This window comes from Kitasatospora sp. NPDC001683, assembly GCF_053596495.1.
The window spans coordinates 24,722-39,451 of sequence record NZ_JBSFGK010000075.1 but is presented as its reverse complement, the minus strand read 5'-3'; the positions used below and the strand labels follow the sequence as shown (position 1 = coordinate 39,451).

12 protein-coding genes are annotated in these 14,730 nt (G+C 72.8%); 8 read left to right on the top strand and 4 right to left on the bottom strand.

Annotated features, from left to right (window positions below):
• Positions 1–177: 177 nt before the first annotated feature.
• The gene (gene ileS / locus ACWCYO_RS30765) at positions 178–3,360 is read right to left on the bottom strand and encodes an isoleucine--tRNA ligase (RefSeq protein WP_449786033.1); all 3,183 of its coding nucleotides are present in this window, start codon (positions 3,358–3,360) and stop codon (positions 178–180) included.
• 642 nt (positions 3,361–4,002) lie between these two features.
• Here ileS and ACWCYO_RS30760 point away from each other — a divergent pair.
• From ACWCYO_RS30760 to ACWCYO_RS30735, 6 genes are all read left to right on the top strand, one after another.
• Positions 4,003–4,470 (top strand): TraR/DksA family transcriptional regulator, encoded by a 468-nt coding sequence (locus tag ACWCYO_RS30760; RefSeq protein WP_449786032.1) that lies wholly within the window; start codon positions 4,003–4,005, stop codon positions 4,468–4,470.
• 145 nt (positions 4,471–4,615) lie between these two features.
• Complete coding sequence (gene lspA / locus ACWCYO_RS30755) at positions 4,616–5,299, top strand: signal peptidase II (protein ID WP_270151302.1); 684 nt, start codon at positions 4,616–4,618, stop codon at positions 5,297–5,299.
• Between the two features lie 65 nt (positions 5,300–5,364).
• Entirely contained in the window at positions 5,365–6,303 is a 939-nt protein-coding gene (locus tag ACWCYO_RS30750; protein ID WP_270147534.1) for an RluA family pseudouridine synthase, read from the top strand.
• 11 nt (positions 6,304–6,314) lie between these two features.
• Complete coding sequence (locus tag ACWCYO_RS30745) at positions 6,315–6,776, top strand: GNAT family N-acetyltransferase (protein WP_449786031.1); 462 nt, start codon at positions 6,315–6,317, stop codon at positions 6,774–6,776.
• A gap of 507 nt (positions 6,777–7,283) precedes the next feature.
• Positions 7,284–10,073, top strand: a complete 2,790-nt coding sequence (locus tag ACWCYO_RS30740) for an alpha/beta fold hydrolase (protein WP_449786030.1) — start codon at positions 7,284–7,286, stop codon at positions 10,071–10,073.
• 146 nt (positions 10,074–10,219) lie between these two features.
• Complete coding sequence (locus ACWCYO_RS30735) at positions 10,220–11,002, top strand: ABC transporter permease (protein ID WP_449786029.1); 783 nt, start codon at positions 10,220–10,222, stop codon at positions 11,000–11,002.
• Between the two features lie 30 nt (positions 11,003–11,032).
• On the opposite strand, the gene ACWCYO_RS30730 is transcribed toward ACWCYO_RS30735, so the two are convergent.
• Positions 11,033–11,641, bottom strand: coding sequence for a TetR/AcrR family transcriptional regulator (locus tag ACWCYO_RS30730; RefSeq protein WP_270147538.1), 609 nt, complete (start codon positions 11,639–11,641; stop codon positions 11,033–11,035).
• Positions 11,642–11,752: 111 nt separating this feature from the next.
• A complete protein-coding gene (locus tag ACWCYO_RS30725; protein WP_449786028.1) occupies positions 11,753–13,015 on the bottom strand; it encodes an MFS transporter in 1,263 nt (420 codons plus the stop codon).
• Positions 13,016–13,176: 161 nt separating this feature from the next.
• Between ACWCYO_RS30725 and ACWCYO_RS30720 the strand changes: the two genes are divergently transcribed.
• Both ACWCYO_RS30720 and ACWCYO_RS30715 read left to right on the top strand, forming a co-directional pair.
• A complete protein-coding gene (locus tag ACWCYO_RS30720; RefSeq protein ID WP_449786027.1) occupies positions 13,177–13,554 on the top strand; it encodes an ArsR/SmtB family transcription factor in 378 nt (125 codons plus the stop codon).
• 110 nt (positions 13,555–13,664) lie between these two features.
• Complete coding sequence (locus tag ACWCYO_RS30715; protein ID WP_449786026.1) at positions 13,665–14,243, top strand: dienelactone hydrolase family protein; 579 nt, start codon at positions 13,665–13,667, stop codon at positions 14,241–14,243.
• A 25-nt stretch (positions 14,244–14,268) separates the two neighbouring features.
• On the opposite strand, the gene ACWCYO_RS30710 is transcribed toward ACWCYO_RS30715, so the two are convergent.
• Positions 14,269–14,715, bottom strand: coding sequence for an Lrp/AsnC family transcriptional regulator (locus ACWCYO_RS30710; protein ID WP_270147546.1), 447 nt, complete (start codon positions 14,713–14,715; stop codon positions 14,269–14,271).
• Between the last annotated feature and the right edge of the window lie 15 nt (positions 14,716–14,730).

Sequence of the window (14,730 nt, the reverse complement as noted above, 5' to 3'; positions counted from 1 at the left end):
CACCCGCCCGGTTCATGGCGGCCCCGGGCCGCCCCCCGGGGGGGGGAGGGGGCATGGGCGGGCGCGCGGGGGTTGCCGCGCGCCTGCGGAGGGGTGGGGTGTTGCTCGTGCGCCCACGGGGAAAGGGAACCGCCGCCCGGCTCTGGGGAGCTGGGCGGCGGCTTGGGTGGGGGGTGGTCAGGCCTTGCGGAGTTGGAAGGCGAGGCCGAGGGATTCGTCGGTGAAGGTTTCGGAGGTCCAGTCGGCTGCGCCGGCGGCGAAGTCGGTGGCGAGGACCTCGTCGGCGACGAGGGGGCCGTGTTCGGCGATGGCCTCGGCGGTCTCCTCCGAGGTGGCGCGCCAGCGGAGGACGATGCGGTCGGCGACGTCCAGGCCGGAGTTCTTGCGGGCCTCCTGGATCTGGCGGATGGCGTCGCGGGCGATGCCGAGGCGCTTCAGCTCCGGGGTGATGGCCAGGTCGAGGGCGACGGTGGCGCCGGACTCGTTGGCGACGGCCCAGCCCTCGCGCGGGGTCTCGGTGATGATCACCTCGTCGGGGGAGAGGGTGATCGTCTCGTCGTTCAGTTCGACGCTGGTCTCGCCGCCGGCGCGGAGTTCGGCGGCCAGGCGGGCGGCGTCGGTGGCGGCGACCGCCTTGGCGACGTCCTGCACGCCCTTGCCGAAGCGCTTGCCCAGCGCACGGAAGTTGGCCTTGGCGGTGGTGTCGACGAGGGAGCCGCCGACCTCGGCGAGGGACTCCAGGGTGGAGACGTTGAGCTCCTCGGCGATCTGCGCGCGCAGGTCGGCGGGCAGCTCCTCCCAGCCCTGGGCGGCGACCAGCGCGCGGGAGAGCGGCTGGCGGGTCTTCACGCCGGACTCGGCGCGGGTGGCCCGGCCCAGCTCGACCAGGCGCCGGACCAGCGCCATGTGCCGGGAGAGCTCGGTGTCGATCAGGGTCTCGTCGGCCTGCGGCCAGGTGGCCAGGTGCACCGAGGCCGGGGCCTCCGGGGCGACCGGGACGACCAGGTCCTGCCAGACCCGCTCGGTGATGAACGGGGTGAGCGGGGCCATCAGGCGGGTGACGGTCTCCAGCGCCTCGTGCAGGGTGGCGAGCGCGGCGGCGTCGCCCTGCCAGAAGCGACGGCGGCCGCGGCGGACGTACCAGTTGGAGAGGTCGTCGACGAAGCCGGAGAGCAGCTTGCCGGCGCGCTGGGTGTCGTACGCCTCGAAGGCCGCGTCGACCTCGCGGACCAGGGTGTTCAGCTCGGAGAGCACCCAGCGGTCCAGCTGCGGGCGGTCGGCCGGGGCCGGGTCGCTCGCCGAGGGGGCCCAGTTCGAGGTGCGGGCGTACAGGGCCTGGAAGGCGACGGTGTTCCAGTAGGTGAGGAGGGTCTTGCGGACCACCTCCTGGATGGTGCCGTGGCCGACCCGGCGGGCCGACCAGGGCGAACCGCCGGCCGCCATGAACCAGCGGACGGCGTCGGCGCCGTGCTGGTCCATCAGCGGGATCGGCTGCAGGATGTTGCCCAGGTGCTTGGACATCTTGCGGCCGTCCTCGGCCAGGATGTGGCCCAGGCAGACGACGTTCTCGTAGCTGTTCTTGTCGAACACCAGGGTGCCGACGGCCATCAGCGTGTAGAACCAGCCGCGGGTCTGGTCGATCGCCTCGGAGATGAACTGCGCCGGGTAGCGCTTCTCGAACAGCTCCTTGTTCTGGTACGGGTAGCCGTACTGGGCGAAGGGCATGGAACCCGAGTCGTACCAGGCGTCGATGACCTCGGGCACGCGGGTGGCGGTGCCGCCGCAGTCGCGGCAGGCGAAGGTGACGTCGTCGATGTACGGGCGGTGCGGGTCGAGGCCGCTCTGGTCGGTGCCGGTGAGCTCGGACAGCTCGGCCAGCGAGCCGACGCAGGTGAGGTGGCCCTCCTGGCAGCGCCAGATCGGCAGCGGGGTGCCCCAGTAGCGGTTGCGGCTGAGCGCCCAGTCGATGTTGTTGTTCAGCCAGTCGCCGAAGCGGCCGTGCTTGACCGTCTCCGGGAACCAGTTGGTGGCCTCGTTCTCGCGGATCAGCGCGTCCTTGACGGCGGTGGTCCGGATGTACCAGGACGGCTGCGCGTAGTAGAGCAGCGCGGTGTGGCAGCGCCAGCAGTGCGGGTAGCTGTGCTCGTACGGCACGTGGCGGAAGAGCAGGTCGCGCTCCTTGAGGTCCGTGACCAGGGCCTCGTCGGCCTTCTTGAAGAACTGGCCGCCGACCAGCGGGACCTCGGGGGCGAAGGTGCCGTCGCCGAGCACCGGGTTGACCACCGGCAGGCCGTACTTGCGGCAGGTCGTGAGGTCGTCCGCGCCGAAGGCGGGGGACTGGTGGACGATGCCGGTGCCGTCCTCGGTGGTGACGTAGTCGGCGTTGAGGACGTAGTGGGCGTTCTCGATCTCGACCAGGTCGAACGGGCGGCGGTAGGCCCAGCGCTCCATCTCGGCGCCGGTGAAGGACTCGCCCGTGGTCTCCCAGCCCTCGCCGAGCGCCTTGGCGACCAGCGGCTCGGCGACGACCAGCTTCTCGTCCCCGTCGGTGGCCACCACGTAGGTGACCTCCGGGTGGACGGCGGCGGCGGTGTTGGAGACCAGAGTCCACGGAGTGGTGGTCCAGACCAGCAGGGCGGCCTGGCCGGCCAGCGGGCCGCTGGTGAGCGGGAAGCGGACGTAGACCGAGGGGTCGACGACGGTCTCGTATCCCTGGGCCAGCTCGTGGTCGGACAGGCCGGTGCCGCAGCGCGGGCACCACGGGGCGACCCGGTGGTCCTGGACCAGCAGGCCCTTGTCGAAGATCTGCTTGAGCGACCACCAGACGGACTGGACGTACGACGGGTCCATCGTCCGGTAGGCCTCGTCGAGGTCGACCCAGTACCCCATGCGGGTGGTCAGCTCGGTGAAGGCGTCGGTGTGGCGGGTCACCGAGTCGCGGCACTTGGCGTTGAACTCGGCGATGCCGTACGCCTCGATGTCCTGCTTGCCGGAGAAGCCCAGCTCCTTCTCGACGGCGAGCTCGACCGGGAGGCCGTGGCAGTCCCAGCCGGCCTTGCGGGCGACGTGGTAGCCCTTCATCGTCCGGTAGCGCGGGAAGACGTCCTTGAAGACGCGGGCCTCGATGTGGTGGGCGCCGGGCATGCCGTTGGCGGTCGGCGGGCCCTCGTAGAACACCCACTCGGGGCGGCCCTCGGACTGCTCCAGGCTGCGCTGGAAGATCTTGTTGTCCTGCCAGAAGGAGAGGATCTGGTGCTCGAGGGCGGGGAGATCGACCTGTGCGGGGACGGGGTGATAAAGAGGGGCCGCGCGCAGCGCGTCGTCGGAAGGGTGGTGGTGGGTGACGGGTTGGGAGCTCATCGCGGGCGTCTACCTCCGGCGGATGCTGGGACTGGATCCTCCGGAGGGACGAGACGGACCAGCCGCCCCGCGGTACCACCCTCCTTGGCCGCGGTGCTGCGTTGCGGCCCTCTTGTTTGGGCTTGCTGCCGGGTCTAGTGGGCCGCCGCGGGCTGCGCGGTGGCCGTTCTTCCGGCGGCTCCGGGGTGATCTTCCCGCCGTGCACACCCCCGGGCTCGCACCGTCCCCGGGTCGCTGGTGGCTGCGTACGTCGGTACTCGTCCCCATCTGCGCCTTGCAGGGCCAGTGTATCGGCCGGGCGAGACGGTTTGTCCAAAGGGATTCGGGGGAGTGGGTCCGGGGGTGGTATCCGGGCAGGTCGACGGGGGCGGTTAGGCGGGGGTGAGGTGGGCACAAGTCTGTCAGCGCGCGGGGCGTGGCGGTTGGGGCGGCTGCCTGGGTGGGATCATCGCGAGGCGCCGGTATGTCATGTTGTGACCGGTTTTCATCGGGATTATCGTTCCGGCACTGGAAGCCGCCGGGAACCGGCGGCTCGATTCGTTCGTAGATGGGGTCGAAGCCATGGCTGAGAAGGCAACCGGCGCGGGTACCGCCACCAAGCGGGCACGCAAGGCCGTGGCGGCCGATCCAGGGGAGGGGACCGTGACCACTACCGCACCTCAGAAGACCAGCACCGACACCGTCACCGTGCCGCGCGGAGCCGAGTCGGTCGACCCGGCCACCCTGCCCGTGCGGCCGGGCGAGGACGCCTGGACCTCGGACGAGGTCCACGAACTGCACGACGAGCTGATCAGCGACCTGGAGCGGCTGCGCGGCGAGATCGACGCCGCCGACGCCGCCATCGCCGGGCTGATGCGCGACTCCAACGACGGAGCCGGCGACGACCAGGTGGACGCCGGTACGAAGAACATCTCGCGGGAGAGCGAGCTGGCCCTCGCCAACAACGCCCGGGACAGCCTCGCCCAGACGGAGCGCGCCCTGGAGCGGCTGGAGGGCGTCGGCTTCGGCATCTGCGAGTCCTGCGGACAGGCCATCGGCAAGGCCCGGATGCAGGCCTTCCCCCGCGCCACGCTGTGCGTGCAGTGCAAGGCCAAGCAGGAACGCCGCTGAACCCGGGCGCCGACCGGACGACCGACCGCGCCACCGGGGCGACGCGGGGGGTCGGGCTTGCCGTACGCTCGACCCCGTAACGTCGCCTGACCCGTCAGTAGGAACGCGGTCGGGCCCTCACCGGCTCACATCGGCAGCGGAGCGGATCATCAGTACGCAAGGTTCCCCCCAGACCAAGGACGACGTCGTCCCGAACCCCGCCGATGGCGTGGAGGCGGCCGTGGCCCACCCTGAGGAGTCGACGGGGCCCGTGGAGCCGACGGGGTCGGCGGAGGCCGGCGACGCGGCGCCGGCGAGCGGCGCCACGGCGGTGGACGAGCCCAAGGGCCGCCGTCGGGTCGGGGTGCTGCTGGCCGTCGCCGTGCTCGCCTTCCTGATCGACCTCGGCAGCAAGCTGCTGGTCGTCGCCAAGCTGGAGAACCACGCGGCGATCAAGGTGATCGGCGACGTCGTCACCTTGCAGGTGATCCGCAACTCCGGTGCCGCCTTCGGCATGGGGCAGGCGCTGACCGTCGTCTTCACGATGATCGCCGCGGCCGTCATCGTGGTGATCTGGCGGATCGCCCGTCGGCTGTACAGCCTCCCGTGGGCGATCGCGCTCGGGCTGCTGCTCGGCGGCGCCCTCGGCAACCTCACCGACCGGCTGTTCCGCGCGCCGGGCGTCTTTCGCGGGCACGTCGTGGACTTCATCTCGGTCCAGCACTTCGCGGTGTTCAACCTCGCCGACTCGGCGATCGTCTGCGGCGGCATCCTCGTGGTGCTGCTCTCCTTCCGCGGCAGCAACCCGGACGGGAGCGTGCACCAGCAGGTGGAGAAGGGCGAGAAGTAGGGCCCGGTTCCGGGCGAGGCGGCGCGCGGGCGGGGTGGGGCCGGGTTTCCGGCATACTCGTACGGGTGAGTACCGCAGCGCAGAACCGCAGCCTCCCCGTACCCGACGGCCTGGAGGGCGAGCGTCTCGACGCCGCCCTCGCCCGGATGTTCGGTTTCTCCCGGACCAAGGCCGCCGAGTTGGCCGCCGAGGGCAAGGTGACGCTCGACGGCGCCGTGGCCGGCAAGTCGGACCGGGTGACCGCCGGTTCCTGGCTGGAGGTCGAGATCCCCGCCCCCGCCGCCCCGGTGCAGATCGTGGCCGAGCCGGTCGACGGCATGCGGATCATCCACGACGACGAGGACATCGTGCTGGTCGACAAGCCGGTCGGCGTCGCCGCCCACCCGAGCCCCGGCTGGACCGGCCCCACCGTCATCGGCGGGCTCGCCGCGGCCGGCTACCGGATCTCGACGTCCGGTGCCGCCGAGCGGCAGGGCATCGTGCACCGGCTGGACGTCGGCACCTCGGGGCTGATGGTCGTCGCCAAGTCCGAGCGCGCCTACACCGACCTCAAGCGGCAGTTCCACGACCGGGTCACGGACAAGCGCTACCACACGCTGGTCCAGGGGCACCCGGACCCGCTGAGCGGCACCGTCGACGCGCCGATCGGGCGCCACCCCAGCTCGGACTGGAAGTGGGCGGTGACCCGCGACGGCAAGCCGTCGGTCACCCACTACGACCTGATCGAGGCGTACCGGGCGGCCTCGCTGATGGCCATCAAGCTGGAGACCGGGCGCACCCACCAGATCCGCGTCCACATGTCCGCGCTGCGGCACCCCTGCGTGGGCGACCTGACGTACGGTGCCGACCCGACGCTGGCGAAGCGGCTCGGGCTGACCCGGCAGTGGCTGCACGCCGTCTCGCTCGGCTTCGAGCACCCGTCGGACGGGCAGTGGGTCGAGTTCAGCAGCGAGTACCCGGCCGACCTGCAGAAGGCGCTGGACATCATCGCTTCGGAGAGCTGAGGAGAGCCGGGATGACGGTCTCCGTGCGGGTCGCCGAGGGGGAGGCGGACCTGGAGCTGGTGCGGGCGGTGCGGCGCGAGGTGTTCGTCGTCGAGCAGAACGTGCCGGAGGAGCTGGAGTACGACGAGTACGACGCCACCTCGGTGCACGTGCTGGCCGTGGACGCGGACGGGGGTGCGCTGGGGACCGGGCGGCTGATCTTCGGCGACGAGGCCCTCAAGCTGACCGGGGGCGTCGAGGGGCGGGTGCTGCTCGGGCGGCTCGCGGTCCTGGCCGCGGCCCGGGGGACGGGGCTCGGGGTGGAACTGGTCCGGGCGATCGAGGCGGCCGGACGTGAGCGCGGCGGCGTCGAGGTCGAGTTGCACGCGCAGGTGCAGGCGCTCGGGTTCTACGAGCGGCTGGGGTACGCGGCGGAGGGGGCGGTGTACGAGGATGCCGGGATTCCGCATCGGACGATGACGAGGGTTTTGTAGCTGCTGGGATGCGGGGCCGGGTTTCGGCCTTCCGCTTCGCGCAGTTCCCCGCGCCCCTTTCGCTTTCGGGGCGCGGGGATTTTTGTTTGGGGGGAGGGAGCTGAGGGGCGTGGGGGGTGGTGTGGGGTCAGGTGTCGGTGGTGCGGAGGCGGGGGAGGGCGTGGGGGTGTTCGTCGCGTAGGTGGGCGATGAGGTGTTCGCGGATGTCGAAGCGGAGTTGGGCGCCGTCTCGTGGCGGCGGAGCAGCGCCCGGACCGGGGCCTCCGGGTGGCCGGCGCTGATCCGCTGGAGGGCCTGGTCGACGATCCAGCCGATCGCCAGGGTGGCGGCGGTGGTGGCGAGCAGGGTGATCAGCGGCCAGAGCGCGGGGACCTTCTCGGGATGTTCTCGGGACGGGACAGAGCCGGGTGAGCCCGTACGATACCGGGGTTGACCGGGGCGAACCGGGCGAAAAGGGCTGGTGGCCTTATCGGACGCCTACCCGGGCGACGGATACGATCAGCCCCCATGGAGTTCGGTGGGGCATGGCGCCGGTGGCGCGGCCGGGGCACGTCGGTGCGGCGCAGGGTGCTGGCCGGGGCGGTGGCCCTGGTGGCGGTCGCCGGGGTCGGTACGGCGACGGTGGCGTCCGGCGGTGAGCAGGCGGTTCATCAAGAGGATCGTTTCCTCAGAATGCCGGAGACGCCCGGCAGCACCCAGCAGGTCCAGCTGGACACCTCGTTCTTCACCACCGGCACCAGCCCGCGACCGGCGGTGCTGCTCGCGCACGGCTTCGGCGGCTCGAAGGAGGGCGAGCGGGACCGCGCCCAGCAGCTGGCCCGGCAGGGCTACGCGGTGCTGACCTGGTCGGCGCGCGGCTTCGGGCACTCGGGCGGGAAGATCGGCCTGAACGCGCCGGACCGCGAGGTCGAGGACGTCAAGCACCTGGTGGACTGGCTGGCCCAGCGCCCCGAGGTGAAGCTCGACGGGCCCGGCGACCCGCGGGTCGGCATCACCGGGGCCTCGTACGGCGGGGCGATCTCGCTGCTGGCCTCGGCGTACGACCACCGGATCGACGCGGTGGCCACCCAGATCACCTGGTGGAACCTGGCCGACGCGCTGTTCCCGCAGGGGGTGGAGGGCTCGGGCGCGGCGGACGGCGTGTTCAAGAAGCTGTGGGCCGGGATCTTCTTCACCACCGGCTCGGCAGGGGACCTCGGGCCCTCGGGCGGTGCGCCGCGCGGCGGGGCGAAGCCGGACGCGAGTGTGGCGGACGGACAGGTCGGGTGCGGGCGGTTCCTGGAGTCGCTCTGCCAGATGTACGACCGGGTCGCGACCGCCGGGCACGCCGACCCGGAGGCCGTGGCGCTGCTGGACAAGTCGAGCCCGTCCTCGGTGGCGGCGCAGCTCAAGGCGCCCACCCTGGTGGTGCAGGGGCAGCAGGACTCGCTGTTCCCGCTCGACCAGGGCGACCAGATCGCCCGGGCGGTGGCGGCCAACGGCGCGCCGGTCTCGATGGACTGGTTCGCGGGCGGGCACGACGGCGGGACGGACACCAGCGCCCGGGTCGACGACCGGGTCACCGCCTGGTTCGACCACTACTTGAAGGGACTCGGCAACGACACCGGTCCCGGGTTCCGGGTGACCCGGACCGGCGGGGTCGACTCGACCGGCTTCCAGGCCGTGCTGCGCGGCGCCGACGCCGACCGGTACCCGGGGCTCGGCGGCACCGGGACGCGGTCCGTCGAGCTGGCGGGCGGGGAGAGGCCCGTCGCCAATCCGCCCGGCGGGGCGCCGCCGGGGATCTCCACGCTGCCGGGGATCGGTGCGCTGAGCCAGGCGGCCTCGCTCGGGGCCGGGCTGTCGCTGGACTTCCCCGGGCAGAACGCCGCCTTCGACTCGGCGCCGCTTGACACGCCGCTGCACCTGACCGGGCAGCCGACCGTGCCGGTGCGGGTGAAGGCGGACCGGCCGGACGCGGTGCTGTTCGCGAAGCTGTACGACGTCGGGCCGGACGGCAAGGCGGTGCTGCCGCAGCAGCTCGCCGCTCCGCTGCGGGTGACGGGCGCGGACGAGGGGAAGACGGTGACGGTCCGGCTGCCGGCCGTGGACCACGACTTCCCGGCCGGGCACCGGCTGCGGCTGGTGCTGGCGTCCACCGACCTGGCGTACGCCTCGCCGAACGAGCCGGCCACCTACCGGGTGGCCGTGGCCGGGCCGCTCACCGCGCCGACGGTGGCGGAGCTGGTCACGGAGGCGGCGCCGCTGCCCGCGCGGACCTGGATGCTGCCGGTGGCCGCCGTACTGGTGGCCGCCGGGCTGGTGCTGGTGCCGGCGGTGCGGCGGCGGCGTGCGGCGGTCGGTGGGGCGGCCGGTCCGGAGTTCGATCCGGCGCTGGCCGGGGTGCCGCTGCAGATCAGCGGGCTGAGCAAGCGCTACAGGGGCGCTCAGGACCGGTACGCCGTGCGGGAGTTGGGCTTCCGGGTGGAGCGGGGCCAGGTGCTCGGCCTGCTCGGGCCGAACGGTGCGGGCAAGACCACCACGCTGCGGATGCTGATGGGCCTGATCCGGCCGGACGCCGGGGAGATCCGGGTCTTCGGGCACCTGATCCGCCCCGGAGCGCCGGTGCTCTCGCGGGTCGGGGCCTTCGTCGAGGGCGCGGGCTTCCTGCCGCACCTCACCGGGCGGGCCAATCTGCGGCTGTACTGGTCGGCCACCGGGCGGCCGGAGGCCGACGCGCGCTTCGACGAGGCGTTGGCGATCGCCGGGCTCGGCGAGGCGCTCGACCGCGCGGTGCGGACGTACTCGCAGGGCATGCGGCAGCGGCTCGCCATCGCGCAGGCGATGCTCGGGATGCCGGACCTGCTGATCCTGGACGAGCCGACCAACGGGCTGGACCCGCCGCAGATCCGGGAGATGCGCGAGGTGATGATCCGGTACGCGGCGGGCGGGCGGACCGTCATCGTCTCCAGTCACCTGCTGGCGGAGGTCGAGCAGAGCTGTACCGACCTGGTGGTGATGGACCGCGGGCGGCTGGTGACGGCCGGGCCGGTCGGCGAGATCGTGGGCGCCGGGGAGCTGCTGATGATCGGGGTGGCCGCGTCCTGCGACCCGGAGTCGGTGGTGGAGAAGGTCGGTGCGCTGGCCGGGGTCGGCTCGGCGCAGGCCGTCGAGGGCGGGCTGCTGGTCCGGCTGGACGGGCTCGCGGCGAGCGAACTGCTGGCGGAGCTGGTGCGGCTGGGGGTGCCGGTGGAGAGTGCCGGGCCGCAGCGGCGGTTGGAGGACGCGTTCCTGTCGTTGATCGGAGGTGCGGCGTGAGTGTGGGTACGACGGATCGGGTCCCGTCGGGGGACCGTGACTCGGGGGGCCGTGACTCGGCGGGCCACGACTCGGGGGACCGCGCTTCGGCGGACCACGCCGAGGGGTACCGGGCGAGCCGGACGCTCCCGCTGCGGGTGGAGGCGATGCGGCAGTTGCGCCGGCGCCGCACCCTGGTGATCGGTGCCGTGCTGGCCGCGCTGCCGTTCGTCATCCTGGCGGCGTTCCAGCTCGGCGGCACCCCGGGGCGTCCGGACCGGACCACCTTCATCGACCTGGCCACCGCCTCGGGGGCCAACTTCGCCGTCACCATGCTGTTCGTGGGCACCGGCTTCATGCTGGTGATCCCGGTCGCGCTGTTCTGCGGTGACACCGTGGCCTCGGAGGCCAGCTGGTCCTCGCTGCGCTACCTGCTGGCCGCGCCGGTGCCGCGGGCGAGGCTGCTGGCCCGCAAGTTCGCGGTGGGGCTGGCGTTCTCGGCGGTGGCGATCGTCATGCTGCCCGCGATCGGACTGGTCGTGGGGACGGCGGCGTACGGCTGGGGGGACCTGAAGCTGCCCGCCGGGGCGAGCCTGCCGGCCGGGGAGGCGCTGCCCCGGATCGCGGTCGCGGTGGCGTTCGTGTTCCTGAGTGAACTGGTGATCGCCGCGCTGGCGTTCTGGCTGTCGACGGCGACGGACGCGCCGCTGGGGGCGGTCGGCGGGGCGGTGTTCGTGTCGATCATCACCGGGGTGCTGGACGCGGTCACGGCGCTGGGTGATCTGCGCGAGTGGCTGCCGGCGCACTGGCAGTACGCCTGGGCGGACGCCCTGCAGCCGCAGCTGGAGTGGGGCGGCATGCTGCAGGGGGTCTCGCTGTCGCTGTCGTACGCGGTGGTGCTGTTGGCGTTGGCGTTCCGCGGGTTCGCGCGCAAGGACGTGGTGTCGTAGCGGGAGCGGGCCCGCTCGGGGCGATCGGGCTCAGGGGAGCGCGGGGCTCGGCGCGGTGCTCCCGGACAGGGCGGTGAAGAGCAGTCGCCACAGCGGTTCCCCGCCGGGGGCGCCGGTGCCGGTGTGGTCTGGGCGTTCGGCGGTGGTCAGCAGTCCCCGGATCACGATCAGCAGCAACTCGGCGACCAGCGGCGGGCAGTGGTCGGGGAAGCCGTTGTCGCGCTGGGCGCGGCGGACCAGGTTCGTCAGGGCGCCGTGCATCTCGGTGAGGACGTCGGAGCGGGCCGGGGCCAGGTCGGGGTGGTGGACGGCGAGCCGGAGCGCGGCCCGTAACCGTACGTCCGAGCGCAGCCGGTCGGCGAAGCCCACCACCACGCCTTCGAGCACATCGGCGGGGGCGGCGCCCGGGGTGTCGTGGACGGCCCGCAGGTTCGTCCAGGCGTGCCGGGACTCCTCGATCAGGGCCCCGGCGAGCGACCGCTTCGACGGGAAGTGGGCGTAGAGCGCGCCCTTGGTCATGCCGATGCGCTCGGCCACCGTGTTCAGGGTGGTGCTGTCGTAGCCCTGGGCGGCGAAGGCCTCGGCCGCGGCCGTGAGGACCTTCTCCCGGGTGCGTCGCGCTCGCTCCTGCTTGGCCATGTTCCTGCCCTTCGTCGTTCCCCCGTCGCTGCCGAGGGTTCATACGTACCATCGGGATGGAATGTTGTTGCAAAGCCTGCTCGCGGGGACGGGGACGGCGCGGGTGAACCGTCAGGCCGGGTCGGTCACTTCGCGCCTGGTGGCGAGGACCACCAGGCCGCCGAGGAGGGCGAGGCCCAGCAGGACGGCGGCGAAGACGGTGGTGCCGCTGGTCAGGCCCACGGCGTCGCTGAGGTAGCCGGCCGAGACGGGCAGCAGGCCGGCCGGGAGGTAACCGCCCACGTTGAGCGCGGCGTTGGCCTCGGCGAGGCGCTGCGGCGGGATGCCAGCGTTGAGCAGCGACAGGCCGCCGAGCTGGCCCATGCCCTGGCCGGCGCCGGCCAGCAGGGCGGCGAGGATGAGCACCGCCACCGCCTCGGTGTGCACGGCGACGACCAGGGTGACCGTGCTCAGCGCGGTGGCCGCCGCGCCGGCGGTCAGGATGGTGCGGCGGCGCAGCTTCTGGACGGCGAACTGCACCCCGGTGGCGGCGAGGAACATCACGAAGGCCATGGCGCCGGCGACGATCCGGTCGGTGGTGCCGAGCAGACCGGAGAGCAGCGAGGGACCGAGCGAGAGGACGAACGAAGTGGCGGTGATGCCGGGCGCGAACACCGCGATGCCGAGGGCGAGTTGACGGCCGTTGCCGCGCGGGACGCCGGGCACCCGGACCCACCCGCCCTGGCCGCGGCGCTCGGGGCGGCGCACCGGCATCCGCAGGACGACCAGCACCGCGCCGGCCAGGACCACGGCCTCGACGACGAAGACGGTGGTGGTCGGCGCGGGCGCCAGCTCGGAGAGCACGCCGGCCAGCAGCGGGCCGAGCCCGGCGCCGAAGACCATCGCGCAGGAGGCCAGCAGGGCGGCGATCCGCTTGCGTTCGGGCCCGGCCACGTCGGTGACCGCGGCCATGCCGGCCGAGACCACCGCGCCGACCGCGATGCCGGTGAACAGCCGGGCCACGATCAGGGCGGCGACGCTGGTGGCGGTTCCGAAGATCAGGCAGGCGGCCAGGCCGAGCGCCAGGGCGGGCAGCAGGACGGGCTTGCGGCCGACCCGGTCGGAGACCACGCCGGAAACCAGCAGCGAGCCGATCAGGCCGACGATGTAGAAGGCGAACACCACGGTCAGGGTGCCCTTGGAGAAGCCGATGTCGCGTTGCCACAGCACGTAGAGGGGTGTGGCGGCGTTGGAGAGCACGAAGACGGCGGTGACCGGCCAGGCGGCCAGCCAGATCCACCACAGTGGGGTGGCGGCGGCGCGGCCCGCGGCCGGCTTCGGCGTGGCGGGCTTCGGTGTGGCGGCCTGGACGGGGGCGGTCCGGGTGACCGACATGACTGTTCCCTCCCGAGGTGTGCTGCGAGGTCCCGCAGCAGTACGAGTCGAGTCGAACATAGCATGCAGTACGATTGGAGTCGTACTGATAGCTGAGGCCGGGTCACCGAGTCGTGGAGATCCATGGAGCCTTGGAAGCGCGAGGAGTTGAGGAGCCGTCCATGTCCGTGACCACGACCGGTGCGCCCGCCATCAAGGTGCTCCCCGAACCGTCCGACCTGCCCGGGCCGCTGCCCGAGCCGGGCATCGAGGAGCTGCGCCTGGAGACCGTGCTCGGCGCGCTCAGCGACCCGCTGCGGCTGACCATCGTCCGCAAGCTGCTGGTGGAGTCCGAGGACTTCGACCACTCCTGCGGCTGGTTCGGGCTCGACCGGCCCAAGTCCTCGCTCACCCACCACTTCAAGGCGCTGCGGGAGGCGGGGATCACGCGCCAGCGCCAGTACGGACTGGAGCGGCGCAGCCACGTGCGGGTCGAGGACCTCAACGCCCGCTTCCCCGGGCTGCTCGAGCTGGTGGCCGCCTGGACCCCGCGGGACTGACGCGCCTCGGGCGGGGCTTCGGGGCGGGGCTTCGGGGTTGGCGGGGCTTCGGGCGGGGTGCGGGATCATGGGTGGGTATCCCTGACCTCGTTCGCCGAAGGACCCCCATCGTGGCCCAGATCGTCCTCTTCCACTCCGCCCACGGCCTGAGCCCGGCCGTGCACGCCGCCGCCGACCGGCTGCGCGCCGCCGGGCACACCGTGCACGCGCCGGACCTGTTCGAGGGGCGCACCTTCGACGACGCCGAGGCCTCCCAGGCCTACCAGGAGGAGGTCGGCGACGGGGACGAGCTGCTGCGCCGCGCGGTGACCGTCTCCGCCCCGCTGTCCGAGGCCGGGCTGGTGTACGCCGGGTTCGGGCTCGGCGGCGCGATCGCGCAGAACCTGGCGCTGGCGGACGAGAAGGCGCGCGGGCTGCTGCTCCTGCACGGCACCTCGGACCTGCGCGAGGACGCGGTGACCGGGATCCCGGTGCAGCTGCACATGGCGGAGCCGGACCCGTACGAGCCGGAGGACTGGCTGAACGCCTGGTACCTGCGGATGCGGCGGGCGGGCGCGGAGGTCGAGGTGCACCGCTACCAGGGCGCCGGGCACCTGTTCACCGACCCGGACCTGGACGACTACGACGCGGAGGCGGCGGAGCGGGCCTGGGCGGCGGCGCTGGACTTCCTCGCCGACCTGGAGGGGTAGTGGGGGCCCGTGCCGTGGCCCGGTCCTACGGGCGGGCCGGGCCGCGACGCGGGAGGGTCTGGCTGTAGACGACGCTGGTGGTGGTGGAACCGAAGCCGGCGAGCGAGTCCACCAGGGTCTCCAGGTGCTCCATGGAGGTCGCGGCGACTTTGAGGGTGTAGCAGTCGTCGCCGGTGGTGCGCAGGCACTCCAGGATCTCGCGGCGCTGGGCGAGCAGCTGGTGCAGCGGCTGGTGGCGGTTGCCCGGGTACTTCAGGCGGACGACGGCGAGCACCGGGTAGCCGACCTTGGCCAGGTCGACGGTGGCGTGGTAGCCCGTGATGACGCCCAGCGACTCCAGGCTCCGCACCCGCTCGGTGGTGGCGGACGGGCTGAGGTTGACACGCCGGCCCAGCTCGCTGAGGGAGATCCGGGCCTCCTGCTGGAGCTGGTCGATGATCGCCCAGTCGGTGTCGTCGAGATTCGCGGCCATCCGGCGATATTACCG

Excerpts from the sequence above, each read along its gene's own strand:
- ileS (WP_449786033.1), bottom strand. The coding sequence starts at position 3,360 with ATGAGCTCCCAACCCGTCACCCACCACCACCCTTCCGACGACGCGCTG.
- ACWCYO_RS30745 (WP_449786031.1), top strand. The coding sequence starts at position 6,315 with ATGACGGTCTCCGTGCGGGTCGCCGAGGGGGAGGCGGACCTGGAGCTG.
- ACWCYO_RS30740 (WP_449786030.1), top strand. The coding sequence starts at position 7,284 with ATGGAGTTCGGTGGGGCATGGCGCCGGTGGCGCGGCCGGGGCACGTCG.
- ACWCYO_RS30735 (WP_449786029.1), top strand. The coding sequence starts at position 10,220 with ATGCGGCAGTTGCGCCGGCGCCGCACCCTGGTGATCGGTGCCGTGCTG.
- ACWCYO_RS30730 (WP_270147538.1), bottom strand. The coding sequence starts at position 11,641 with ATGGCCAAGCAGGAGCGAGCGCGACGCACCCGGGAGAAGGTCCTCACG.
- ACWCYO_RS30725 (WP_449786028.1), bottom strand. The coding sequence starts at position 13,015 with ATGTCGGTCACCCGGACCGCCCCCGTCCAGGCCGCCACACCGAAGCCC.
- ACWCYO_RS30720 (WP_449786027.1), top strand. The coding sequence starts at position 13,177 with ATGTCCGTGACCACGACCGGTGCGCCCGCCATCAAGGTGCTCCCCGAA.
- ACWCYO_RS30710 (WP_270147546.1), bottom strand. The coding sequence starts at position 14,715 with ATGGCCGCGAATCTCGACGACACCGACTGGGCGATCATCGACCAGCTC.